This is a genomic window from Shewanella sp. 10B (assembly GCF_023475885.1).
In the GTDB taxonomy this organism is placed as follows: Bacteria; Pseudomonadota; Gammaproteobacteria; order Enterobacterales; family Shewanellaceae; genus Shewanella; species Shewanella mangrovisoli.
In genome coordinates, this window is the sequence record NZ_JAMDJO010000002.1 from 88,075 (window position 1) to 109,605 (window position 21,531).

21 protein-coding genes and 4 tRNA genes are annotated in these 21,531 nt (G+C 47.5%); 8 read left to right on the plus strand and 17 right to left on the minus strand.

Translation table 11 applies throughout. The annotated features are described in order from the left end of the window. Positions 1 to 9 precede the first annotated feature (9 nt). Complete coding sequence (locus tag M0415_RS07825) at positions 10 to 288, plus strand: oxidative damage protection protein (protein WP_088212075.1); 279 nt, start codon at positions 10 to 12, stop codon at positions 286 to 288. Between the two features lie 85 nt (positions 289 to 373). Here M0415_RS07825 and M0415_RS07830 read toward each other — a convergent pair whose 3' ends face one another. Then, positions 374 to 949: a YceI family protein gene (locus M0415_RS07830; RefSeq protein ID WP_088212076.1), complete on the minus strand. Its 576-nt coding sequence runs from the start codon at positions 947 to 949 to the stop codon at positions 374 to 376. A 4-nt stretch (positions 950 to 953) separates the two neighbouring features. Continuing rightward, positions 954 to 1,505: a cytochrome b gene (locus M0415_RS07835; protein WP_088212077.1), complete on the minus strand. Its 552-nt coding sequence runs from the start codon at positions 1,503 to 1,505 to the stop codon at positions 954 to 956. 388 nt (positions 1,506 to 1,893) lie between these two features. Between M0415_RS07835 and M0415_RS07840 the strand changes: the two genes are divergently transcribed. From M0415_RS07840 to M0415_RS07855, 4 genes are all read left to right on the plus strand, one after another. After that, positions 1,894 to 1,969, plus strand: a tRNA-Phe gene (locus tag M0415_RS07840). A 6-nt stretch (positions 1,970 to 1,975) separates the two neighbouring features. Next, a tRNA-Thr gene (locus tag M0415_RS07845) sits at positions 1,976 to 2,051 on the plus strand. A gap of 464 nt (positions 2,052 to 2,515) precedes the next feature. Beyond that, positions 2,516 to 2,591 (plus strand) — tRNA-Phe (locus M0415_RS07850). A gap of 6 nt (positions 2,592 to 2,597) precedes the next feature. Continuing rightward, positions 2,598 to 2,673, plus strand: a tRNA-Thr gene (locus tag M0415_RS07855). 70 nt (positions 2,674 to 2,743) lie between these two features. Here the strand turns inward: M0415_RS07855 and M0415_RS07860 are convergent. Next, positions 2,744 to 2,929, minus strand: coding sequence for a hypothetical protein (locus M0415_RS07860; protein WP_011716270.1), 186 nt, complete (start codon positions 2,927 to 2,929; stop codon positions 2,744 to 2,746). A gap of 153 nt (positions 2,930 to 3,082) precedes the next feature. Here M0415_RS07860 and M0415_RS07865 point away from each other — a divergent pair, with 153 nt between their 5' ends. Continuing rightward, positions 3,083 to 3,427 (plus strand): DUF3634 family protein, encoded by a 345-nt coding sequence (locus M0415_RS07865; RefSeq protein ID WP_088212078.1) that lies wholly within the window; start codon positions 3,083 to 3,085, stop codon positions 3,425 to 3,427. A 94-nt stretch (positions 3,428 to 3,521) separates the two neighbouring features. Here M0415_RS07865 and M0415_RS07870 read toward each other — a convergent pair whose 3' ends face one another. The 12 genes from M0415_RS07870 to M0415_RS07925 form a co-directional block, all read right to left on the minus strand. Beyond that, positions 3,522 to 3,731, minus strand: a complete 210-nt coding sequence (locus M0415_RS07870; RefSeq protein ID WP_088212079.1) for a hypothetical protein — start codon at positions 3,729 to 3,731, stop codon at positions 3,522 to 3,524. A gap of 96 nt (positions 3,732 to 3,827) precedes the next feature. Further along, positions 3,828 to 4,376: a DUF3833 domain-containing protein gene (locus M0415_RS07875; RefSeq protein ID WP_088212080.1), complete on the minus strand. Its 549-nt coding sequence runs from the start codon at positions 4,374 to 4,376 to the stop codon at positions 3,828 to 3,830. Continuing rightward, on the minus strand, positions 4,364 to 4,936 hold the full coding sequence (locus M0415_RS07880; protein ID WP_088212081.1) for a chalcone isomerase family protein: 573 nt from the start codon (positions 4,934 to 4,936) through the stop codon (positions 4,364 to 4,366). Before M0415_RS07880 ends, M0415_RS07875 begins: the two co-directional genes overlap by 13 nt. Positions 4,937 to 4,989: 53 nt before the next feature. Beyond that, positions 4,990 to 5,535, minus strand: a complete 546-nt coding sequence (locus M0415_RS07885; RefSeq protein WP_088212082.1) for a DUF2878 domain-containing protein — start codon at positions 5,533 to 5,535, stop codon at positions 4,990 to 4,992. 12 nt (positions 5,536 to 5,547) lie between these two features. Further along, entirely contained in the window at positions 5,548 to 6,804 is a 1,257-nt protein-coding gene (locus M0415_RS07890) for an SAM-dependent methyltransferase (protein WP_088212083.1), read from the minus strand. A 1-nt stretch (position 6,805) separates the two neighbouring features. Beyond that, positions 6,806 to 7,597 (minus strand): DUF1365 domain-containing protein, encoded by a 792-nt coding sequence (locus tag M0415_RS07895; RefSeq protein ID WP_088212084.1) that lies wholly within the window; start codon positions 7,595 to 7,597, stop codon positions 6,806 to 6,808. Further along, positions 7,594 to 8,844, minus strand: a complete 1,251-nt coding sequence (locus M0415_RS07900) for an NAD(P)/FAD-dependent oxidoreductase (protein WP_088212085.1) — start codon at positions 8,842 to 8,844, stop codon at positions 7,594 to 7,596. The genes M0415_RS07895 and M0415_RS07900 overlap by 4 nt, the downstream gene beginning before the upstream one ends. Beyond that, positions 8,841 to 9,641 (minus strand): SDR family NAD(P)-dependent oxidoreductase, encoded by an 801-nt coding sequence (locus M0415_RS07905; RefSeq protein ID WP_088212086.1) that lies wholly within the window; start codon positions 9,639 to 9,641, stop codon positions 8,841 to 8,843. The genes M0415_RS07900 and M0415_RS07905 overlap by 4 nt, the downstream gene beginning before the upstream one ends. Next, positions 9,641 to 10,087 carry a nuclear transport factor 2 family protein gene (locus tag M0415_RS07910; protein WP_011625607.1) on the minus strand — a complete coding sequence of 149 codons (447 nt, stop codon included), beginning with the start codon at positions 10,085 to 10,087 and terminating at the stop codon, positions 9,641 to 9,643. The genes M0415_RS07905 and M0415_RS07910 overlap by 1 nt, the downstream gene beginning before the upstream one ends. 45 nt (positions 10,088 to 10,132) lie before the next feature. Then, entirely contained in the window at positions 10,133 to 11,614 is a 1,482-nt protein-coding gene (phrB, locus tag M0415_RS07915; protein ID WP_088212087.1) for a deoxyribodipyrimidine photo-lyase, read from the minus strand. Then, positions 11,604 to 12,662 carry a MerR family transcriptional regulator gene (locus M0415_RS07920; RefSeq protein WP_249554473.1) on the minus strand — a complete coding sequence of 353 codons (1,059 nt, stop codon included), beginning with the start codon at positions 12,660 to 12,662 and terminating at the stop codon, positions 11,604 to 11,606. The genes phrB and M0415_RS07920 overlap by 11 nt, the downstream gene beginning before the upstream one ends. Before the next feature lie 74 nt (positions 12,663 to 12,736). Then, on the minus strand, positions 12,737 to 13,690 hold the full coding sequence (locus tag M0415_RS07925; RefSeq protein WP_249554471.1) for a YbgA family protein: 954 nt from the start codon (positions 13,688 to 13,690) through the stop codon (positions 12,737 to 12,739). A 201-nt stretch (positions 13,691 to 13,891) separates the two neighbouring features. On the opposite strand from M0415_RS07925, the gene M0415_RS07930 reads away from it, so the two are divergent. Beyond that, positions 13,892 to 14,401, plus strand: coding sequence for a hypothetical protein (locus tag M0415_RS07930; RefSeq protein ID WP_249554469.1), 510 nt, complete (start codon positions 13,892 to 13,894; stop codon positions 14,399 to 14,401). A gap of 259 nt (positions 14,402 to 14,660) precedes the next feature. Here the strand turns inward: M0415_RS07930 and M0415_RS07935 are convergent, their stop codons facing one another. Together M0415_RS07935 and M0415_RS07940 are read right to left on the minus strand one after the other, a co-directional pair. Further along, complete coding sequence (locus M0415_RS07935; RefSeq protein WP_249554467.1) at positions 14,661 to 15,890, minus strand: DEAD/DEAH box helicase; 1,230 nt, start codon at positions 15,888 to 15,890, stop codon at positions 14,661 to 14,663. A 129-nt stretch (positions 15,891 to 16,019) separates the two neighbouring features. Continuing rightward, positions 16,020 to 18,656 (minus strand): bifunctional diguanylate cyclase/phosphodiesterase, encoded by a 2,637-nt coding sequence (locus M0415_RS07940; protein ID WP_249554465.1) that lies wholly within the window; start codon positions 18,654 to 18,656, stop codon positions 16,020 to 16,022. 417 nt (positions 18,657 to 19,073) lie between these two features. On the opposite strand from M0415_RS07940, the gene M0415_RS07945 reads away from it, so the two are divergent. Beyond that, complete coding sequence (locus M0415_RS07945) at positions 19,074 to 21,491, plus strand: Lon protease family protein (RefSeq protein WP_249554463.1); 2,418 nt, start codon at positions 19,074 to 19,076, stop codon at positions 21,489 to 21,491. The last annotated feature ends 40 nt before the right edge of the window (positions 21,492 to 21,531 follow it).

The window sequence follows — 21,531 nt, forward strand, 5'->3', positions numbered from 1 at the left end:
GGAATAATCATGGCGCGTACAGTCAATTGCGTATATTTAAACAAAGAAGCCGACGGCCTAGACTTTCAACTGTATCCAGGTGATTTAGGTAAACGCATTTTTGATAACATCAGTAAAGAAGCTTGGGGCCTATGGCAGAAAAAGCAGACCATGCTGATTAACGAAAAGAAACTCAACATGATGAATGTTGATGATCGTAAGTTTTTAGAAGAACAAATGACCTCTTTCCTCTTTGAAGGAAAAGACGTTGAAATTGAAGGCTTTGTGCCTGAAAAGGGTCAGGAATAAGCCTAAGCGCCTATCTATAGAAAGCAAAAAAGCGCCCATGGGCGCTTTTTTATTCGCTGATAAATGCAGCTCAGTAACCTTAAGGTTACTTGCGCACACCTTCTACCACTAAATCTAACTCAACATTGGCAGACGCTGGGCCTAAGTCCATCTTGATACCGTAATCTTTCATCGCAAACGTGGTCGTACCGGTAAAGCCTGCACGGTATCCGCCCCAAGGATCTTGACCTTCACCCACAGCATGCGCTTGGATTGCCAACGGTTTAGTCACACCGTTTAGCGTGAAGTTACCTGTGATAACCATATCACCATTGCCTTTATCTTCAACCGAGGTAGAAACGAAAGTCGCTTCAGCAAATTTAGCCGTATTTAAAAAGTCAGCACTACGGATGTGTTTATCACGCTCAGCATGGTTAGAGTCCACGCTTAAGGTGTTCACTTTAACATTCACTTTAGCTGCCGTTGGATTTTTAGCGTCGTAGCTGAAATCACCGCTGAAATCATTAAAACGACCTACGACATAGCTATAACCTAAGTGGCTTACTTTAAAGGTAATAGAGGCATGAGCGCCTTCGCGGTCAATCACATAATCGGCAGCTGATGCAGCCATAGGAGCCAGTAAAGACCCACCAATCAAAGCAGCTAATAGTTGTTTTTTCATTATATTATCCTCGGTTAAATTTAATCATCTTGAGTAGTGTTGAATCTTTATCGATAAAATGGTGCTTTAACGCCCCTAACGCATGCAGTAAAACCAGAGCAATCAAGCTGTAGGCGGCGTATTGGTGAATATCCCCCGCGATATCAGCCTGATTTTCAATCAGCGGCGTTAGGCCGGGTAACTCAAACCAGTCAAACACCATAATTCCACGACCCTCTGCCGTCGAAATCAAAATACCAGCGGCCATAATCACCAGTAATAAGAGGTAAATCGCGCCATGGGCAATGTGGGCGCTAATCTTTTCCCATGTCTGGTGATTTTGCTCAGGAGCAGGCTTTGGATTAACCAAACGCCAAACTAAACGAAACAGCGTTACCACCAGCAGCAAAATCCCAACGCTTTTATGCCAATGTGGCGCCGTTTTGTACCATGCACTGTAGTAGGTCAATTCCACCATCCACACACCGACAGCAAAGAGTCCAATCACCACAACCGCACTCAACCAATGGCTGGCAATAGCAATAAGTCCATAATTCAACTTAGTATTTCTAAGCATATAGCTACTCCACACCTATGCACTTAAGTCGCACAATCAAATAATAGTCATTATCATAAAACGAAAATTAAAAACTAAAATCAGTAAAAATCGCTCATATCTTTCTAAAATTCAGAAAGATTAACGCTATTATGGTGTTAACGCTGATTCTGGGGCTTAAACGGGTCACTCACGCGACAGGGAAAACAACTTTACGGCATCAAATAAGCCCTATTCCAACGGGTTTATAGATAAAAAACAGCCAAAGTGCACATTAAACAGTCGAACACATCATTTATCAGGAAAAAGCGCTTGCAGAGGATAAACACCCTCGCTAATATAGCCGCACTTAGAACGAGGCAGCATTAAGTTGTCAGTTTAAAGTAGTCAACTAACGCTTAGTTTAGTTGCCCGAATAGCTCAGTCGGTAGAGCAGAGGATTGAAAATCCTCGTGTCCCTGGTTCGATTCCGGGTTCGGGCACCACCATTCGCCGGCATAGCTCAGTTGGTAGAGCAACTGACTTGTAATCAGTAGGTCCCGAGTTCGACTCTTGGTGCCGGCACCATAAAAAACAAAAAAGCCACTCAGTGAGTGGCTTTTTTGTATCTGGGATTTGAGTTAGCTAGAGCCCACTCAATGTTTAATGCAAGTTGCTGCTAGCCGACTCACGACAGTTCCGGTTGTTACCAAGCCCCCTTCATGGTCATATCGCCATATAAACAAGTAATAAGCAAAATACTGACTAGCAACTTAATACTTAGCGATGCAAATTTTTAAAATTGCCAGTAATCCACTGCCGTTTTATTCATATATCCCACAACTAAATCCTATTAACCCATTGATAGTTCGGCCAAGTGAACCATTCGTATCTCTATAAAGCCTTAAATAAGGCGCTTTTTGTTTAATACTTGGTCAGTCGAATTAAAAGGGCTTGCACAGCGAAAGCGAGCACTATATGATACGCGCACTTCGGACGAATGGGGTGTTAAGCACTCGGTTTGAAGTAGTTAACTAACGCTTAGTTTAGTTGCCCGAATAGCTCAGTCGGTAGAGCAGAGGATTGAAAATCCTCGTGTCCCTGGTTCGATTCCGGGTTCGGGCACCACCATTCGCCGGCATAGCTCAGTTGGTAGAGCAACTGACTTGTAATCAGTAGGTCCCGAGTTCGACTCTTGGTGCCGGCACCATAAAAAACAATGAAGCCACTCAGTGAGTGGCTTTTTTGTATCTGTATTTTGTATCAGAACTTTAAATGACTTACTTAGTCAGCTCATGCACTATCGGCCTATCCCCCGCCTGCACTTGATGTTGCAAATGCCGCCAACCATGGGTCAACTCATTAAGCGGTTCTTTTCGTTCTGGAAACTGTGCAGATAATTTATCAATAATATCAATTTGTTTTTTGCACAATAACGACCAACGGTCTGCATTCGATAGGTACATGGCGTTTTCCTTAACTGAGGGAGTACGTTTCCTGAGCAGTTTAAGACTAGGCCAAATTCATTCCATTGCCAAATAAAAATTGCGTGTTAGCGCACTGTTAAAAGCCATAACTCCAGAGTATCTTTGTCCTATAAACATAAGAGAGGAGGCATTATGACAGCCACGATTTTAAAGCTCATTTTTATCGCTATTGGTTTGTTTCTGGTTTATAAGCTGATTTTTGCAGGTAAGAAAGGACTGACAATTTTTGAAATGCATTTTAAAGATGGTCGCATGACTCAGCATAAAGGCAAAATCCCAGAACGCTTCGAGCGCGAATGCCGCCAACTGGCCAAAGCGGAAAAGTTGACTTGCACTATCAGAGCAGAAAAAAACTCCGGCGTGCGCCTGCATATTTCTGCCAATGTGAATGACAACCTACAGCAGCGGATCCGTAACCAATTTCCCTTTGAGTATTACGATAAAAAGGCGGTCGACAATAGCCATCAAGCGGGTTAATTTTCAGAATCATCAGCCCTTATGTCAAAGTAAGGGCTGCACAATTCATCCAAACTCTAGTGAGTCATTCAAACTCTATTCAGATTTACCAATCTTAGAATTTAATCGGATCCTTTGGCTCTAGCTTTCCATCTTCGCGCGCATCACGAACACGGCGCTCATTATCCTGCACCATAGGATCGCTAATGGGTTGATTGGGTTCAGCTTGCTTTTCTGAAGTATCTTCAAAGCGAAAATCAATATTTGAGCAAGCGGTCAAAGAAAGGTTTGCGACTACCACCAATAAGATCCAATGCTTTTTCATCGTAAAACTCATATAAGATTGATTTATTTCACTCAGTCTAAAGCATTAAACGCTGGATTATTAGCCAAGCTATACCGTTAACTCGACAACAAAATACTAGCGCTTTTGGATCACTAAGGTCACTTTGGCGACAGTGACGCCCCATTTAATAATATCGCTTTGGTTAATAATGGTATTGTCGTTCACTAAGTACATCCAATCATCAAAGTGTACTTGGTATTCATCACCATCTACGGGCAGTAGCATATCGTAGCGCCACCGCAGCGCACTGCCGCTCGCCTTCCCTTCCGCAGTACCGATAATATCGTCAGCCCTGCCAGTGTATTGCCCTTCCCCTTGGGATTGAATGCGCCAGATGCGAGTTTGGGTTTCACCATCATCATAGACAAACCATTCTTTGATGGTGCCTTCCGTCCCCTGCCAACTTGCCTCCATGGTGACATTAAACCGACGTATCACTTTGCCACTGAAGTTCTCAACAATGCCCGATGCCTTAAGCGGGCCATTAAAGAAGCTTTCTAACACTAAGGGGGGATTAGTATTTCGATAGTCACTCACATCGACGCTGGAGCAGCTCGTCAAAAGACTGGCCATCAACAACCCTAAGACAACAGGTTTACCCCAGTTAAGCTTTAGCAATCGCATGATTTTTCTCCTAATAATTGCGCCCTTAAGGTTGGCCGGCTGGTATTGGTCGATAACCAAATCGCCAGAAATGCTTCGGCTAATTTGGGCTCTTCGATAACGCCAAGCGGCTGACCATTGAAAAAGAACTGACCGCGCTGCGCATCGATGAGTTTGAAACTTAAATGATCGCCGGGCACAACATTAGGCCAAATTCCCTTGAGTAATTGCAGCCAATTGGCAATCTCATCTTTGGTGTAGCCTAAGTGTCGCCACTGATCTGCCGTCGCCTCTAGCAGATCATTCGCCTCAATATCACGATAATATTCAATGTCTAATAACTGCGGATAAATCCCACTCTGGTATTTACCCGTAGTAGTCATCAGTTTGGCTTTATAGACATTAAACCAGAGCCAATCCATCTCACCTCGGCCAACCTCAACCAGCCCTGAGGTCATAGTATTTTCGATGGCCACTGGCGTGGCGCTATATCCTGCGACTGGCAGCATTAATCCAAACAGGGCGCCGAGATATCGCTTTTTTAACAACATCACTGACAATATGGATGAAGGATGAGACATCAGATTTCTCCAGCAAGACAAGGATTAACGAGCATATAAATACGCCTGAAAGTTCACCCCATAGACCTATGGCTGCGCGAGAGTGTGATGAAAAGAGGCAATAACAGCGCCCAAATAACCGCGAGAAACACCGCAGAAACGCCCTCACCATAGGGAAGGCTCACGGCATCAAATGCAGCCCCAGCCAAGTAACTCAGGCTGCCGAAGATTGCCCCTAAAATGGCTTGCAATACCATCGCAAAGGCGCGAATAAGCTTAAGGCTATGGTGCAAACTCACCGCAAAATGCAACCAGAGACACGCCAGCCAAGCGGGAAAAGTCGAAAATTCAAATACCCCCGCCAACGTTAGCAAGCTATCAACCGCCATACCGAGTAACCCAATCTTAAGCATTGTGCTTAAGTCCCGAGGGATAGCAGCGGCGGTTTCCACTCGCGGCAGTAACATAAAATGCAGCACTAACAGCGGGATACTCAGTAACAGCGCGCTATTGCCAAACAACACGCCAGTCCACCAAACACTCTGAAAACTCAAGGCGTTGTAGAATATAAAGCCCTGATATTTTGTGATATTGAGTATGGTTCCCGCCATAGAGGACATCTCATCACCACCTTAGTTACCGCTCACCACATTTGGTAAACGATAGTCAGGGCGCACTGCCACTAAATGCACTGTGCTCGTGGTGCGCTCTAAAAAGCCTCCTTCGCAATAACTTAAGTAAAACTTCCACATGCGGATAAAGTCGTCGCCATAGCCAAGGGCTTGCACTTGCTCGATGGCACGGTCGAAGTTGTTATGCCAGTCCCTCAGCGTCTTGGCATAATCGAGGCCCATATCATCAATCGACCACACCTGCATATCGGTGCGCTTGGCCAAGTGTCCAACCATTTGGTGCACAGAAGGCAAGCAACCGCCAGGGAAAATATATCGCTGAATAAAATCAACACCCTTGCGATAACTGTCGTAACGTTGGTCGGCGATGGTAATAGCCTGCAATAACATACGGCCATGGGGTTTGAGTAAGGATTCGAGCTTTTTAAAGAACCCCGGCAGGTACTCATGGCCAACTGCTTCAATCATCTCAATAGACACTAGTCTGTCGTAGGTGCCGCCGAGATTACGGTAATCCTCAGTCAATAGGGTGATGCTATCGCTTAAGCCTTCCCGTTCGACTCGCGTTTTCGCGTAGACATATTGCGCATCCGAAATCGTTGTGGTCGTCACATGCACGCCATAATGCTTAGCGGCGTAAATGGCTAAGGCGCCCCAACCCGTACCGATTTCGAGTAAGGTCTGCCCAGGTTGTAGGTCGAGCCGCTCACAAATGGTTTTCAGTTTATGCAGCTGCGCCTGCTCCAGACTCGCGGCGCTATCGGGATAGAGGGCGCTGGAGTACAACATTTCGCGGTCTAAAAACTGCTCATACAAGGCATTACCTAAGTCGTAATGAGCCAAGATATTACGTTTCGATCCCTGCTGAGAGTTGCGATTCAGCAAATGTTTCATACGGTTAACCGACCAAGTCAGCCAACCGAATTTCGCTTCAATCTTATCGAGCAAGGGAAGATTGCGGGCAAACAGTTGCACCACCTTAGTGAGATCTGGGCTAGTCCAATGGCCTTGAATATAGCTTTCACCGGCGCCAATGGAGCCCGAAAACATCGCTTGGCGATAGAAGCTCGGATGCTTCACCACCAAGGTGGCATGTAAATCACTGTGATGCTCACCAAAACGATAGCTCTTGTCGCCCTCCACTAAGGTTAAGCAGCCATGGGGGAGATTTTCTAATGCTTTAAGCAATAGCTTACGGGCCAGACTGTCAGGCAATTTTGCCGTAATAACAGAAGATTGCGATGCAGTATTTTCCATCTTATTTCTCCACTTGGGCAGGATGCGGCACAAAAGGTACGCGCTTAAAGAACAGCTTTAACGCCTGCCAATAAATCCCGCCGACAATTTTCAGCGTCATAAATGGAAAGCGAAACAACAAGGCGCGAAGGGATTGCGCATTGATAGCTTGGCGAGTCATCGACAGGCTGGCATTGAACAAACGCTTACCCGTCTGATTCGGTAGATTCTCGATGCCAATGTTTAAGCGTTCAGTAGGCGGTTCAACATGCCATTGATAGCGCATATCGAGGTTCATAAAAGGCGAAACGTGAAACACTTTATCCGTGGTTTTAGGGGCGGATAAATCCACTAAATAACAGTGGCGTTGGTCCCACGGGGTATTGCTCACTTCGGCAAGCATATATAGAGGCTGTTGTGCTTGATAACAAAAGTAAAAATTCACAGGGCTGAAGTACACGCCAAAGTGACGGATCTGCCCAACAAATAGCACTCTGTCGCAAGGTTGGTGACCGCCTAACTCAGCAACTTGCTCAAGCACCCGTTGCTTAAGGGCAAAGCTGCTTGGCTCATTTATCTCAAGTTGTCGGCTCTGGTTATCCCTTGTCGTAAAACTGCGAAGGTAATCCTTGGGATTAAATCTGAGCAGCGCGCGCTGCTGACTGGCGAAACTGCGCCCCATGGCACAGATGCTATCGACTTCGTCTAAATCAATCGCAAGCAACGCCATTTGATAGCTAAAGTGATGTTTTACAGGCGTATAGCGACTATGGGTCACGCTGCCGTAGTAAATACCGCTATTGAGCTCACTCATAGCGTCACCCCAAAGTGAGCGCACACATCTAAGGCGCTACGGACACCGTCCTCATGGAAACCATTGTGCCAATAGGCGCCCGCAAAATGGGTATGGTTTTGCCCAGAGATTTCTTCTCGGCGCGCCTGCGCCTGCAAACTCTGCTCATTAAAAACAGGGTGCGCATAGTTAAAACGGCGTAGAATTTTGGCTTCGTCAATCAGCTCAGTCTGGTTAAGCGTCACGCAAAAGGTTGGCGCGTCGCTAGGTAAGCGCTGCAGAATATTCATATTGTAAGTCACTGAGGCGGGGCGTTTTTGATTGCCATCCAAACGATAATTCCAGCTGGCCCATGCCGCCTTGCGCTTAGGTAAAAGGCTGGTATCTGTATGTAAAACCACCTCATTATTTTGATACTGCAAGTCACCCAGAATCGCTTTTTCAGCCGAGGTGGCATCGGTTAGCATCTTAAGCGCTTGGTCACTATGACACGCAAGGATCACCTCATCGAATACCTGCCACTCGCCATTCACATACAGTTTGACTCCATCAGCATGGCGTTCGATGGCACTTACTGGGCTGTTTAAATGCAGATTGTCTTTAAAGGGGGCAATTAAATCAGGGATATAACTGCGTGAGCCGCCCTTAAGCACATACCATTGCGGCCTGTTACTGACGTTTAGTAAGCCATGGTGCTCAAAGAAACGGATAAAGAAGCGCAGCGAAAAGGCGCGCATATCTTCAATGCTCGATGACCAAATTGCCGCCCCCATGGGCAAAATATAATGCTCGGCAAAAAAGTCGGAAAACTGCTCGCGGTCGAGAAAATCCCCTAAGTTGCCAGCGGGATAATTATCCTGCTGGTAAATCGCCTTACAGCTTTTATTGAAGCGCACAATTTCATTTAAAAAGGCCCAAAACCGCGGATTCAGGAGGTTACGCTTTTGGGCAAACAAACTGGCAAAATTATGGCCATTATACTCAAGCCCCGTCAGGGCGTTATGTACACTAAAACTCATTTCGGTCGGCAAAATACTGACATTTAAACGGGCTAACAGCCGCTCAAAACGAGGATAGGTTCGGTCGTTAAACACGATAAACCCTGTGTCTATCGCATAGTGTTTACCAAAATGCTCCACATCCACGGTCGCGGTATGGCCACCTATATAGTCATTGGCCTCAAATACAGTAACCTTGTGGGATTGGCTGAGTAGATAACCACAGGTCAGCCCTGAAATTCCCGTCCCTACAATGGCAATATTTTTCATCGTCCTGCATCCTTAAGCGCCCTTGGCTGGTTATCCCGTTGGATTATTTTTTGCCAAACCAAGACTGGTAGAAATGACATCAATTTCAATAAATAAGTAAATCGTTTGGGAAAATGGATCTCGGATCTGCCGCGCGAAAGCCCGCGGCGAATTGCCATTGACGCCGCCTTTACATCGACTTGCATCGGCATGGCAAAATCATTCTTGGCCGTTAGAGGCGTCGCCACAAATCCAGGGCAAATCACACTCACAGATATCCCATGTTGAGCAAGGTCGAGCCTCAGACTGGCGGCTAGGTACTGCACGCCGGCCTTAGAAGCGCCATAGGCCTCAGCACGGGGAAAGGCTAAATAAGTTGCGCTCGAACTCATCAGTGCCAAGCGCGCGCCTCTTGGCATTAAGGGTAAAAACACGCCAAGGCAGTAGCCCATGGCAATCAGATTGGTGTGCACGACACGCTCAAACAATCTGTCGTCGAAGTGTTTAGCGTCATCGATATACTCGCAGCCACCTGCATTGAGGATCACCAGATCCAGCTGACAGGCACACTGAGTCAGTAACTCGTTGATGTGGCGAGCATTCTCTTGGACTTGGCTGCGCTCGCTAATATCAAAGCTGATGCAAGTCGCCCCTATCAGCACGGTTTCGGCAAGGGCATCGAGCTTGGCTTTATCTCTCCCGCAGGCAATCACATGCCAGCCAGCGGCGAGATAATCCTTGGCTAATTGCAGCCCAATACCCGAGCTTGCCCCTGTGATCAGCACAGTGTTGATTTTGTGGATCTGCACCGAAGTCATCACTTTGCCGCCCTGTCTTTAAGCAAGCGAATGAGACCGCCCATGCAGGGCAAATGCTCATACAGCATTTGCCCTAAGTCGAAATAATCCCGGTGAAAGTAAATCCGCTGATGAAACTTAAGCTGGCTCATGCCATCGACTCGGATGAGTTCGCCCTTGTTTAACTTGGGATGGCGATATTGCATCTGCCAAAATAGCGAAGCTTGGGAGTCATCTTGCAATACTTCTTTGATTTCAAAGTGAATGTAGCCAACGTTTTTGTAGAGTTTGGCAAAATACTCAGTCAAGGCAGTTAAACCATTCACTTGATGCATAGGATCGATAAAACAAATATTGTCATCGTAGACCTGAGCCAACAGATGCAGATTGTCTTTGTTTAATGCTTGATAGAGCGCGATAAACTCATCAACCACACCGCTCTGTTCAATCTTCGCTTGGTTTATCATCCAGATAACTCCCTAAGGGATAAGTTGTAAGGTTGAGCCTATGGCCTAGGCCTTTTTCAGCACCCCAAGTACCGCCAGCGCCCTCGCCCTTGCCGCATTGTGCTCCACAATCGCATAGGGATAAGCCGAGTCAGACTCCAGCATTGGCGCCTCAAACAACGAAAGCATTTTTTGCATATTGGGTTGATGCAAACGCTTGATTCCCCAAGATGCCAGCTCTGGTAAGTACTTACGGATAAAGCTGCCATCTGGATCAAACTTTTCGCTCTGGCTGATGGGATTAAAAATGCGGAAATAAGGCTGGGCATCGCAGCCACAGCCCGCCGACCATTGCCAGCCACCGTTATTAGCCGCCAGATCGCCGTCGATAAGATGCTGCCGGAAATAACGTTCGCCCCAGCGCCAATCGATAAGCAAGTGTTTGGTTAAAAAGCTCGCCACCACCATGCGTAGCCGATTGTGCATCCAGCCAGTTTGGTTGAGCTGGCGCATCGCCGCATCCACAATCGGATAACCCGTTTTGCCCTCGCACCATGCTACAAACTCAGCTTGATTGTTGCGCCACTGCACATGGTCGGCCTGACGATTAAAGTTGTGCCCCTTGGATAAATCTGGAAAAGCCACCAGCAAATGGCGATAAAACTCCCGCCAGATAAGCTCATTCAACCAGGTTCGCCCAGGGCTAGTATCATCGACAATCACCTCGGGAAAACGCCCAAGCAGCGCCGCGATACATTGCCTTGGGCTGAGCACGCCCAGCGCCAAATAAGGGGAGATGACGCTGGTACCCTCGAGAGCGGGAAAGTCCCTATCCTGTTTATAGTCTTGGGCTTTTTGCTGAATAAATGCGGTAAGAATACGCTTTGCCTGCCCCTCTCCCCCCGCCCATTGCTCGCTTGAGGTTAGCTTGCTAGTGGATGTAAAACGTTCTTTAAAACTGATTGGCTTTGGTTCAGGTAACATAGGGCCAAGCGGCGCGGGGACAGCAAGCGGCAAAATGGCGCGTTTGGCGGCAATTTCTCGCCACTTACGACTAAAGGGCGTAAACACCTTATACATTTCACCGCTTAAGTTAAGCACAGTGCCTGGCGGCAATAGGCAGTGTTCGTCGCTGAGCACCAAGGGGATACCCGTATCGAGACAGGCTTGGTCACGTTTTTGCTCGTTGATTTCGGGTTCTCGCCCAGCAAACACCCGCTCAACCCCTAGCTTTTCGCAGTAACTCGCTAAAAAGGTGGGCACCTCTTTAAAGCTATCGAGCTGAATAAGCTCAAATTCAATCCCTAGGCTTGCGAGTCCTTGGGCAAGTAAATTCACATGCCGCTGGATAAAATCAATCTGGATCGGCGCCATATCGTGGCTAAGCCACTGGCTCGGAGTCGCAATATAAATCGCCCTGAGTTTTGCGCCAGGCGCTTGCCGCACCCAATCACAGGCAGCCGTCAGCGCTTGGTTATCCGTTAGGCGCAGGTCTTGACGAAACCACATTAAGGCGTGCTTTGCCGCTGGGGGTTGATTATCGCTCATCGGCTTGCTCTCCTTGCTGCGCTTCGGCCGCGTTTTTCTGCTTGCGCAGCTGTTTCTTATGTTGCTCTTTTGCCGCCGAAACTTGGCTAACCCATTCAGCCAAGTCTGGCGCCATAAACGCCGATAAGGCAGTGAGAGTCGGTGCAAAGGGGCCGATGAGATAACAGGAAAGTGGCATTTGCTCGAGCAAACTTTGCAGCTCGAAGATTTTCGATGGCGGATGATTCGCCTCAGGCACTAGCAAGAGAGCGTCCACCTTGAGCCGATTATTGATAAGCCCAAGGCTTGTAGTGTCGAGTACACCAAGATCAATGACTGACACTCTTAACTCGGCAAGTTCTAAGCGTAAAACCAGATTATACAAGCGGTTAGTGATACTCGAATTGTTTATACCCGAGTGAGACATGCTCGAATAACCGCTCTGCTGCTCGGCCGTTTTTTGCCCTTGGATAGATGGCAAACACACGACACCGATTTGCGCCAAACTGGCCTGCCCGGCAAAACTGGCGCGCCCTCCGATGCGACTGGCTAACTCACTTTCTAACCATGCAAGCAACAGCTCGGCATCTAAACGAGGCTCAAGCAAAGCTGGTAACTGCGCCATCCAAGCCAGCAACAATTTTTGTTTCACTAATTGAAAGGGATATAAGCCAAGGGCTTCATCAAGGATTTGGTGCAGCTTTGGTTGATCCAGTTCAAACAGCGCGCTATTTAAAGCTGTGATCTGCTCCTGCCACAAATCCCCCTCTTTCAATGGGGTGCTATCGGCTTCGGTCGCAAGCGCCGAACTCATCAGTAACGGTTTGACCTTACTGATAGCGACGCCCTTGGCTAACCATGCATTGATCTCATGGATTTGTTGAATATTTTCAGGAGTGTATAACCTATGCCCCTTAGGCGTACGCGCAGGGATCACCAGCCCAAAGCGGCGCTGCCATGCTCTTAACGTTACCGCGTTAACCCCTGTGAGTAGCGACACTTCCCCTATCGGGAGTAGCTCGCGACTCTCGAGGTTTTCGGCCTCAACCTTTGAATCATGTTGTTTCATGTCAATCACTTAACTCGTTAATCTTAATGCATTATCTAATCGTTCAAGTGCGTATTTTCGCCAGCTAACTGTGATTAATAGGCATAGCGCAGCTTTAATTCCTCGGGATGGGGATTTAAGTACACTTGATCCTCAATATAGGGGGTGGGGAATTGGCGCAAATAGTGATTAATCAAAGTGATAGGCACCAGCAAAGGGAGAAGCCCTTGGCGATATTTCATAATCATTTCAGACAGTTCTAACTTCTGTTCCTTATTCAAATGCTTTTTAAAATAGCCCTGAATATGTTGTAAGGTGCTGGTATGGTTTCGACGGGTCGCATTGATTTTTAAGGCGGTCATAAAGCCCGCAAAATAGCGCTCGGCGGTTTGATCTAAGTCTTCAATATTGGCCACAATCGGCCCAAGCTCTCGGTACCATTTGGGGCTATGGGCCATCAACAGATACTTATAGCGGGAATGAAACTTCACTAACTTGTGCTTGGTTAGGCCCTCATGACACATCTTATGCCAGTCGTGATAGGCATAGACTCGGGTAAAAAAGTTTTCCCGTAGCACCATATCGTGCAAGCGACCTTCTTCCTCGACGGGGAGGTAGGGGTAGCGTTCCATTAATTTACGGGCAAACACTCCAATGCCTGATTTAGTGCCATTATTGGTACCGATTTTGTACTCAGTCACCCGTTCCATACCGCAGGTCGGCGATTTGGCGCAGAGTAAGTAACCGCCTAAAAAGCCTAATTCCTCAACCTTTTGCTCGCTAAAGCGATTGAGTTTGTCGGTGACATCTAAGCTGCCATCACCACTCTGCACTCGGATCAGTTCACCATCGCGCACTAATCGAATGCTTTTTCGCGGTGCACCTAGGCCAATCGCCATTTCTGGACACAAGGGGACATAATCAAAAAAGGGGGCAATCTCTTGATTACAATAGGAAGAATTTTTATGCCCACCGTCAAAGCGCACCTTCTCCCCTAGTAGGCAGGCACTGATCCCGATTTGAATTCGCTGCGGATTAAACTTGTACATAATGCTATTCCTTGTATCACTTTGAATAATATTACGGACCATTCTTGTACAAGGATCAAGTTTTTGTACAAATTTTTATAAAAATTTTCTGACGCTAAGAATCCAACGAAAGTCGCTAGGGCTTGGCCCTGATATTGCTTAGTTTATTCGCCCCATTGGCGCGGCATCAGGAAGTAAACATCGACGAGGGAGAATAAGGAAATGACGGTCATCAATCCCAATAGCTATGCAGCCACTGCACTAAGCCAGCTAAAATCGACTCAGACTCAACAAACGCAGGGCGTACCAAGCACAGCGGAAAGTTCGAGCCCTCAAATGACAGCTCCGCAAGATACTGTCACCCTATCGGGCAGTGTGACTCGAAGCGCTGAAACCAGTGATACCTATAGCCAGCTTGCGCCCAATGCCAAACAACATTACACCAGCAATGTGCAAAATATTGCCGGTTCTCAAGAGAGTACAAAACCCGAAGACAGATTAGCGGAGGCCATGCAGGCGATCCTCGATAAACGCACCGGAGTCGACAGGGAAAAACTGAAGCAGCTAGAAGAAGAAATGGCGAAAATTGCCGCCAATGACAGCTTATCCGAGGAAGAAAAGGCCAAGCAGATAGCGCTACTCGAAGCCCAAAAATCTGAGCTAATTAAAGAAGCGACTGAAAAAAATGAAGAGCGGCAACGCAATAATCAAGCTGAAGTCTATTTTAGTTAATGCTTAACATTCAACGCTAACAATCTGAAAAAAAGACCTTGATAAGCAGCTCACGAGACACACAATAAGCGAGATGCTCTCCAAAACGCCAGGCAGCGTGAGAACCGTGAAAGATAAGTAAACTGCCGCGCAAGAAAACCGCAGAATCGTCAACGGTTGAAAAACAAAAATCCGCCCCATCTCTGGGGCGGATAAGTATCCAATTCAGGACTTTTGATAACACTTTCAACCCACAAGCTAAGCCATACCAATAAGCAAACTAGCGTTTCTTACCGCCTAAGGCGCGCTTCTTAGCTCGCTGTTTTTGAGCCGCTTTACTATTGCGTCTTGGCTCGGGTTCCATTTTATTGAAATCAGGTTCAAAGCCGGGATACCATTGCTGCGGCAGTCGTTTATCGAGCAATGCTTCTACCTCTTCAAGCAGCAATGCATCCTCTTGGCTAAAGAGCGTAATCGCCAAACCAGCGCTACCCGCACGCCCAGTGCGACCGATACGGTGGATATAATCTTCGGCAATAAAGGGCAGTTCGAAGTTAATTACATACTGCAAGTCGGCAATATCGAGGCCACGAGCGGCGACATCGGTCGCGACTAAAACCTGCACTAGTCCTTGTTTAAAATCCTTTAAAACCTTCTCCCTTGCGCCTTGGGATAAGTCACCGTGAAATGCCTGCGTTGCCACCCCGAGTTGATTGAGCTGAGTGGTCAGTTTATCGACACCCTGCTTAGTGCGGCTAAAGATCAGCACTTGTTGCCAATTTTTACTGCGCACTAAATGGCTGACAAACTCGGTTTTACGGTCACTGTCGATGGCATAAACCCGCTGCTCCACCTGTGCGGCCGTGGTATTGCGTTTCGTCACTTCGATAAGCTTGGGATCCCGCAAAAGGTTTTTACTGAAACCGAAAATCGAATCGTCTAAGGTGGCCGAGAACAGCAGTGTCTGTCGCTGCGCGGGCACTTGCTTGAGCACGGCTTTGATTTCATCCATAAATCCCATATCGAGCATACGGTCGGCTTCATCAAATACCAGCACGCTCAAGCGTTTAAGATTAAGCGCACCTTGACGCAGATGATCGAGCAGGCGGCCAGGCGTTGCGATAAGCACATCGATGCCAGCCTTAAATTCGGCTTGCTGGGCCTCGATACTCACGCCGCCGTAAGCAATCCCGACACGAATATCCGTGCCTTTGGCATATTTAACAAAACTCTGCTGCACTTGCACCGCTAACTCACGAGTGGGCACTAGCACTAAGGCTCGAATCTCTTTGGGTGCATCGGAGCTTTCGTTATCTAGGAGTAATAGCTGCAAAATGGGGAGAGCAAAGGCTGCGGTTTTCCCCGTTCCCGTTTGTGCGCCCGCCATCACATCCTGTTTTGCCAAAATAGCGGGAATGGCTTCAATCTGGATGGGCGTGGGCTGCTGATAGCCTAGTTCGGCTAAGGTATTCACTAACTGAGAATGTAAGGAAAGCGCGCTAAAAGACATGGAAGATCACCAAAAACAATAATGGCGCCATGTTAACAGACCGCCGCTAGAGCGACCAGTTGCATTACATCTGTCAGTTGCTACGGCTTTAATGGTGCCCAATTGCACTTAGATTTTCGCTAGACGCGCTTAGGCTTTTGCTAAAAACGCCTCGACATCCGCGGGTAATAGCGGGCGGCTAAAGAGATAGCCCTGCGCCTGATCGCACAGGTTTTGGGTTAAAAACTCGGCCTGTGCTTGGGTCTCAACCCCTTCTGCCACTATCTCTAACTTCAGCGCATGCCCCAAGGCAATGACAGCTTTGGCGATAGCGGTATTGTTGGTGTCGAAGGGAATATCCCGCACAAAGGATTGGTCAATTTTAAGCTTATGGATAGGCAGTTTTTTCAGATAGTTAAGGGAGGAATATCCGGTTCCAAAATCATCGACCGAGAGTTCGATGCCAAGATCCCCTAGCAGCTTTAAGTCACGAATCGCCACATCGGGATTATGCATCATCACGCTCTCTGTCACCTCAAGCTCAAGGCAAGTGGCAGGTAAGCCCGTTTGAGCCAAGATACGCTTAACATCTTCAACAAAGGAGCTACGTTGTAGCTGTTGTCCGGCAACGTTCACCGCAATTCGGCCAAAGGGTTTGCCCTCGGCGAGCCAACGCATACCTTGTAGACAAGCGGTTTCAAGCACCCACAAACCTATATCGTAAATCAGTCCAATTTTCTCGGCGACGGGAATAAACACCCCGGGGGATATTTGCCCCAATATGGGGTCATTCCAGCGCAGTAGCGCCTCCACGCCAAGGGTTTTACGGGTCACTAAATCCAATTTAGGCTGATACATCAGATACAAAGCATTCTCTTCAAGCGCGCCATAGAGTGCACTCTGCAGCTTTAAATGCTCAAAGGATTGTTTGGTAAGTGACTCAGTGTAAAAGGCAAAGTTATTGCGGCCCTCACTCTTAGCGCGATACATGGCAGCATCGGCGTTACGCAACAGAGTATCGGCCTTATTGCCATCGCTAGGGTAAATTGAAACCCCCATACTGGCGGTAAGACGTAGATGATCGCCCGTACTTACCACAAAAGGTTGTTCAAATACTTGGCGTAATTGATTGATGGCCGCGGCGGCATCCTCGTGATCTTGGATCCCCGAGATCAGTGCCACAAACTCATCACCACCAATACGCGACAGCACATCTTGCTCCCGCAGTTGGCAGCGCAAACGTTTTGCCAGCTCCACCAGCATCTCATCACCTATGCTGTGGCCAAAACTGTCGTTGATATGTTTAAACAAATCCACATCAATAAAGACTGTCGCTAACTGGGCATTGAGCCGTTTTGCATGCTTCACTTCCTGTTTAAGCTGCATCATCAGCTTCATGCGGTTTGGCAAATGGGTTAGCGGGTCAAAATAGGCCAGATGGGCAAGCTGAGCTTCATTCTGTTTTTGAGCGGAAATATCGGCAAAGACGGCAACAAAATAGCGCACATCACCTAACTCATCATAAATGGTGCTGATGGTGATATTTTGCGGGAAGATAGTGCCATCCTTGCGGCGATTCCAAATTTCGCCATTCCACTTACCCGTCTCGAGTAAGTGATTCCACATGGCATCGAAAAAGGCTTTCTCGTGGCGACCCGAGTTAAATAATCGTGGATTTTGACCGAGCAACTCTTCCCGAGAGTAGCCAGTGATTTCATAGAAGGCACCATTCACATCGGTGATATTGCCATGCCTGTCGGTGATCACCACACCTTCGAGGGTATGTTTAAACACATTGGTCGCCAGCGTGAGCTGCTCTTCAACCTCTTTATGCTTGGAGATATTGCGGGTCATGCCAATGACACCAGCAAGCGCACCCTCAGAGGTCATTGCTGGAATTTTAAGGGTTTCTAACCATAAGTGTTTATTCTGTTTTTCACCGTCTAAACACTCGGCGACGATAATCGGTGTCCCCGCTTCAATGGCAAGCCTATCACCATTGAGAAAAATCTCGGCGATTTCTTTACCAAAAAGGTCTTCATCCGTCTTGCCAACAATTTCACTGCGGGGCAACTCCCAGGCTTTCTCCACACTGTGGTTGCAGATGGTGTAAACACCTTGGGTATTTTTGACCCAAATATGCTCTTCAAAACTATCGATAAAGGTTTGTAAGCCAATCACATCGGGCGCATAAACTTGCCCACGCTGAATATCCAACGCCTGTTTTTGCTGCTTTAGCCACTCGCTCAAATTAAGTTGCAGGCTATTGACCGTTAGAGATGCAAGTTGCAACGCCCTATCCCCTAAATGTAGAGGATCGCTGTGATATACACATAAGACGCCAAAATGCGCCCCCGAGGTCCAAAGGATCGGCAGGTAAATTAAGCTCCCAAGCCCAGTGTCGCACCACTGCTGGTTCGCGCTGATATCTTGGATAAGGGCGTGCTGATAGGCACTACCGCTGCGGATATCCTCAGGCAGATTTACCTGATGGTGGCTAAAAGTACGTGATTCATTAAAGGGGTTATCAGCAGCGTCTGCAGAGGAAGCGACTTTAACTTTAGGGGTGGCATTTTGATGTAAGCTTAAATGCGCTTGGAGATTAAAATGCCTAATAAGGGCTTCAATATCAGCGAGTTGACATTGTTCTGACTGTACGAGTAGGCGATAGTCACCCGCCGCGCTGGCTTGTAAAATCACCGCATGCGACTGCGTCATATCGGCAATCAACTGCAAGTCGTTTGCCCAATCCGTCAACTGTTTTTGTGAAATTGCAACATCAATCATAAGCTTGCTTACTGTAGCCTCTACAATTCCATTTTGATTGAGGGCATCACGCGCCCTCACCTTCACACGCCGCAATCCAGCCTTGATAGCCACCAGCTTAGATTCATCGCTTTAAGCGTTTCTACGCGCTAACCCGCACAGCATCTGGGTAGATATTACCGCAGACACTCAATCATCGTCATTCACTAATACATAAATATTTGACTCAATCGCCGATTACTTTGTTTCAAATAACGCTACGAGGAAACCAGCAAACCTAACACAATAAAAAGCAATGTTTTTTCATCTTATTAATCTGCAAAAAGCCCTCCATCAGCCACAACACCGATTTAAATACAAATTACCGCCTTTTGATTGACAACAACATTATCCTATTGTCTACAATGGAAATAATCAGGATGAAAAACAAGGATCTCTATGCCTACCGTGCCCACAGCAACACCCGCCATTCCGTTAACGAGTCAACAGCTTTATCGTAAATCCGAACTTAAACAGCTTAACCCTGAGTGTCAGTCTACCGCTCAGCTCACGCCACTCGATGATATTGTCGGACAGGAACGTGCCCAACAGGCGGTGGAATTCGCCATGGGGATCAAGGAAAAGGGCTATAACATTTATGCTATTGGTCAAAACGGTTTAGGTAAACGCACTATGATGCTGCGTTACCTGAATCGCCATGATCCCATTGAACCGTCACTGTTTGACTGGTGCTATGTGGTTAACTTTGACGATACCCGCAGCCCTAAAGTGCTCAAGCTGACCGCAGGAACGGGGCAAGAGTTTAAAAAATCCATCGAAAAACTCATGCTAAAACTGGTCAAAGCGCTGCCCTTAGCCTTTGATAACGAAATGTATTATGCCCGAGCCGAAAAGCTCAAAAGCCAACTGGCACAAAAACAAGAAGCCGCACTGACAGAGCTGAGTGAAGAAGCCAAACAAAAAAACATTAGCCTCAGTTTAACCCTGCAGGGCGATTATCAAATGGTTGCCCTCAATGGCGAAGAGCCCCATGACGAGGTCTCCTTTGGCGCCTTAACTGAAGCCGAGCGCGCCCAGTTTGAAAGCAATATCAATGGGCTCGAAGTTAAACTTCGCGGCATCATTCGACAAAATACCGAATGGGAAGAAGAGTTTAGCGATACCCAACAGGAACACGACGAACAAGTCGCTAAAGATGTGCTGGTGCACTTTTTCAAACCCTTGAAAGACAAATACAAACATCAGCCCGAAGTCAGAGCCTTCTTAACGGGGATGCAGTCGGATATCTTAAGTAATTTAGATATTTTCCTTGAGGAGAGTGAAGAGCAACTCGCCCTCGCCTACGCCTCCCTTGAAAAGAAAATGCCACGCCGCTATCAGGTCAACGTCATCGTATGCCAAGGGGAGCAAAAATTCCCGATTGTGGTTGAAGAAAGCCCAAGCTACCACAGCCTGTTTGGCTATGTTGAGAACGCCACCTTTAGGGGCACAGTGTTTACCGACTTTTCACTCATCCGCCCAGGAAGCTTACACAAGGCCAACGGTGGCGTGCTGTTGATGGATGCCATCAAAGTACTGGAGCGCCCCTATGTATGGGACGGCTTGAAACGCGCACTGCGTTCGCGCAAGTTAGATTTAAGCTCCTTGGAGCGGGAAGTCTCACTCTCTGGCACTATCTCATTGGCGCCGGAACCTATTCCCTTAGATGTGAAGATCATTCTGTTTGGGGATCATGAAACCTATCAGCTTTTACAGCATTATGATCCTGATTTTAGTGAGTTATTTAGGGTCACGGCCGATTTTGAAGATGTGATGGACAGAACCGATATCTCGGAGGCGCAATATGCACGATTTATTTCCAGCATAGTCCACGATAACAATATGTTGCACTGTGACCGCAGCGCCATCGCACGCATCATCGAATACAGCTCCCGTGAGGCGCAGGACCAACAAAAGCTGTCGCTGCATTCGGCAAACATCGCCAATCTGCTTAGGGAATCGAACTTCTGCGCTAAGGCAGCCGCAAGTCAATGTATTGAAAAACAGCACGTTGAGCAGGCACTGAAAAACCAAGAGCAACGGGTCTCACGCCTGCACGACAATATTATGGAGAGCTTTATCAACGGCACGACATTAATCAATACCCACGATAAAGTTGTCGGCCAAATCAATGCGTTATCAGTGATATCAACCTCAGATCATCAATTTGGTCTGCCGAATCGTATTACCGCCACCACCGCCTTCGGTAAGGGGGAAGTGCTGGATATTGAGCATAGGGTTAAGCTCGGCGGCCGCATTCACTCTAAAGGAGTGTTAATCCTGACAGCCTATTTGGCTTCGGTCCTTGGTAAAACCGCGCAAATCCCCCTCACCACCTATCTCACCTTCGAGCAATCCTACAGCGGGGTAGATGGTGATAGCGCCTCGATGGCCGAATGCTGCGCCATTATCTCCGCCATCAGTGAGTTGCCCTTAAGGCAGGATATTGCCATTACCGGATCGATGAATCAGTTTGGTGAGGCCCAACCCATCGGCGGCGTAAATGAAAAAATCGAAGGTTTTTTCGATGTGTGTAAGATTAAGGGCCGCTCATCGAGCCAAGGGGTGATTATTCCCGAGTCGAATATAGCAAACCTCATGCTACGCCAAGACATTGTGGAAGCGGTTGAACGTGGAGAATTCTATATTTGGGCGATTAGCCATGTTACCCAAGCGATGGCACTACTCCTGGGTAAAACGGCAGCGACCTTAGGAGGCGATGATGGGAAACACGCAGGCCATTATGCCCCAGAGTGCGTATTTGGGATTGCCCAGCAAAAACTCAATGCCCTAAGGGCGCTCCCTAAAGCCAATTGATAGTTGGACCAAAAGCAAAAAGGGTTAGCTAATGCTAACC

Bases quoted from the DNA above. Each gene is read 5' to 3' on its own strand.
- M0415_RS07910 (WP_011625607.1), bottom strand. From the start codon at position 10,087: ATGATAAACCAAGCGAAGATTGAACAGAGCGGTGTGGTTGATGAGTTT.
- M0415_RS07940 (WP_249554465.1), bottom strand. From the start codon at position 18,656: ATGATTGATGTTGCAATTTCACAAAAACAGTTGACGGATTGGGCAAAC.
- M0415_RS07905 (WP_088212086.1), bottom strand. From the start codon at position 9,641: ATGACTTCGGTGCAGATCCACAAAATCAACACTGTGCTGATCACAGGG.
- M0415_RS07870 (WP_088212079.1), bottom strand. From the start codon at position 3,731: ATGAAAAAGCATTGGATCTTATTGGTGGTAGTCGCAAACCTTTCTTTG.
- M0415_RS07935 (WP_249554467.1), bottom strand. From the start codon at position 15,890: ATGTCTTTTAGCGCGCTTTCCTTACATTCTCAGTTAGTGAATACCTTA.
- M0415_RS07885 (WP_088212082.1), bottom strand. From the start codon at position 5,535: ATGTCCTCTATGGCGGGAACCATACTCAATATCACAAAATATCAGGGC.
- M0415_RS07875 (WP_088212080.1), bottom strand. From the start codon at position 4,376: ATGCGATTGCTAAAGCTTAACTGGGGTAAACCTGTTGTCTTAGGGTTG.
- M0415_RS07865 (WP_088212078.1), top strand. From the start codon at position 3,083: ATGACAGCCACGATTTTAAAGCTCATTTTTATCGCTATTGGTTTGTTT.
- phrB (WP_088212087.1), bottom strand. From the start codon at position 11,614: ATGAGCGATAATCAACCCCCAGCGGCAAAGCACGCCTTAATGTGGTTT.
- M0415_RS07920 (WP_249554473.1), bottom strand. From the start codon at position 12,662: ATGAAACAACATGATTCAAAGGTTGAGGCCGAAAACCTCGAGAGTCGC.
- M0415_RS07895 (WP_088212084.1), bottom strand. From the start codon at position 7,597: ATGAGTGAGCTCAATAGCGGTATTTACTACGGCAGCGTGACCCATAGT.
- M0415_RS07925 (WP_249554471.1), bottom strand. From the start codon at position 13,690: ATGTACAAGTTTAATCCGCAGCGAATTCAAATCGGGATCAGTGCCTGC.
- M0415_RS07945 (WP_249554463.1), top strand. From the start codon at position 19,074: ATGCCTACCGTGCCCACAGCAACACCCGCCATTCCGTTAACGAGTCAA.
- M0415_RS07880 (WP_088212081.1), bottom strand. From the start codon at position 4,936: ATGTCTCATCCTTCATCCATATTGTCAGTGATGTTGTTAAAAAAGCGA.
- M0415_RS07930 (WP_249554469.1), top strand. From the start codon at position 13,892: ATGACGGTCATCAATCCCAATAGCTATGCAGCCACTGCACTAAGCCAG.
- M0415_RS07835 (WP_088212077.1), bottom strand. From the start codon at position 1,505: ATGCTTAGAAATACTAAGTTGAATTATGGACTTATTGCTATTGCCAGC.
- M0415_RS07900 (WP_088212085.1), bottom strand. From the start codon at position 8,844: ATGAAAAATATTGCCATTGTAGGGACGGGAATTTCAGGGCTGACCTGT.
- M0415_RS07825 (WP_088212075.1), top strand. From the start codon at position 10: ATGGCGCGTACAGTCAATTGCGTATATTTAAACAAAGAAGCCGACGGC.
- M0415_RS07890 (WP_088212083.1), bottom strand. From the start codon at position 6,804: ATGGAAAATACTGCATCGCAATCTTCTGTTATTACGGCAAAATTGCCT.
- M0415_RS07830 (WP_088212076.1), bottom strand. From the start codon at position 949: ATGAAAAAACAACTATTAGCTGCTTTGATTGGTGGGTCTTTACTGGCT.
- M0415_RS07860 (WP_011716270.1), bottom strand. From the start codon at position 2,929: ATGTACCTATCGAATGCAGACCGTTGGTCGTTATTGTGCAAAAAACAA.